Origin of the sequence: Morganella psychrotolerans, from assembly GCF_001676155.1 — a bacterium.
Lineage (GTDB): Bacteria > Pseudomonadota > Gammaproteobacteria > Enterobacterales > Enterobacteriaceae > Morganella > Morganella psychrotolerans.
In genome coordinates this window covers 1-1,202 of record NZ_LZEW01000017.1, presented here as the reverse complement: position 1 = coordinate 1,202, position 1,202 = coordinate 1, and the positions used below count along the sequence as shown (strand labels likewise).

1 protein-coding gene and 1 pseudogene are annotated in these 1,202 nt (G+C 42.5%); one reads left to right on the top strand and one right to left on the bottom strand.

What is annotated here, in order from left to right; all coding sequences use genetic code 11:
• The first annotated feature begins 109 nt into the window (after positions 1-109).
• Entirely contained in the window at positions 110-298 is a 189-nt protein-coding gene (locus tag AYY16_RS13075; protein ID WP_067367354.1) for a Rop family plasmid primer RNA-binding protein, read from the top strand.
• 619 nt (positions 299-917) lie between these two features.
• Here AYY16_RS13075 and AYY16_RS20465 read toward each other — a convergent pair.
• Positions 918-1,202: pseudogene (locus AYY16_RS20465) on the bottom strand (sulfatase-like hydrolase/transferase); the annotation flags it as partial.

Here is a 1,202-nt window from a genome sequence, read left to right as displayed (position 1 = left end):
GCAAGGTCACGAGGAAATCTCGCAGAGATAACGATGTGTGTCCTTGCCCTAAACATTAACAGCAGATAAGATTTTGTACAATCAGTGAGGAAATGGACGGATATTAAAGATGACGAAGCAGGAAAAAGCTGTCGTAAACATGGCTAAGTTTTTACAGGCTCAGAGTCTGCTCTTACTCGAGAAACTGAATGAGCTGGATTCAGATAAACTCGATGCGGAAACCAACCTTTGTGAAGAACTCCATGAACAAGCGGAGTCACTACACAGACAACTGAGCACAAAGCTGGGCAAGAGGTAGCCCTTTTACAATAGGCTCCGCCCTCCTGACGAGCTTCACAAAAATCGATTGATTTTCGGTGCTCTAGTCAAGATAGGCGAAACCCGACAGGACTCTAAAGATGCCAGAAGTTTCCCTCTGACGGCTCCCTCGTGCGCTCTCCTGTTCCCACCTTACAAGTTTACAGCCGGTTTTACTCCGCTCTTTCAATCTCTGGGGGCGCTATCTCTCAGCTTCCCTGTACCGGCACTGCACTTACTTAGGTGGTTCGCTCCAAGCTGGGCTATCTGCACGAACTCCCCGTTTAGCCCGACTATCACGCCTGTTCAGGTAACTGTTCTCTTGAATCCAACCCTGACAGACACGCAAAAACGCCATTGGCGATAGCCATTGGTAACAGGGAGTACTGATTTATTTTGCTGAAATCCTTGAAGTGTCGCCTTAATTACGGCTAAACTGATGGGACAGATTTCGGGTTTCAGCGGTATCTCACACCCTGTAACCTGCAGTTCAAGAGTCGCTAAACTCTATGAACTACTTGAAAAACCGCCTTCCTACGGGCGGTTTTTCTTCTTTGTGCCTATAGCCTATACGATCTATGCTGTTCTTGTGAATTGTTTTCTTCTAAATACTTTTTTTTTTACTTTCCTATCAAATCAATTGCAGGATCAATAGGGGTCACATTTTGTTTTATACGATTTTTAAGCCCAAAATCATAAGGGTCATCCTTGCAATCAAACAAACTATAGTTTTTATCTAATTTTTCATTTTCAATCCCAATCCATGATGCAATCCCATTTACAAAATTTAATCCTGATTTAAATGATTTGCATACCTTTCTGTCTTTATCATCAGACGAAACCTTAAATAAAGGGATGTTATAATGTAGTTTGCTAGCTTTGTTATTGTTAAATAACATAACCCC

What these genes read in the sequence shown, in the direction of transcription:
- AYY16_RS13075 (WP_067367354.1), top strand. Translation starts at nt 110, where the DNA reads ATGACGAAGCAGGAAAAAGCTGTCGTAAACATGGCTAAGTTTTTACAG.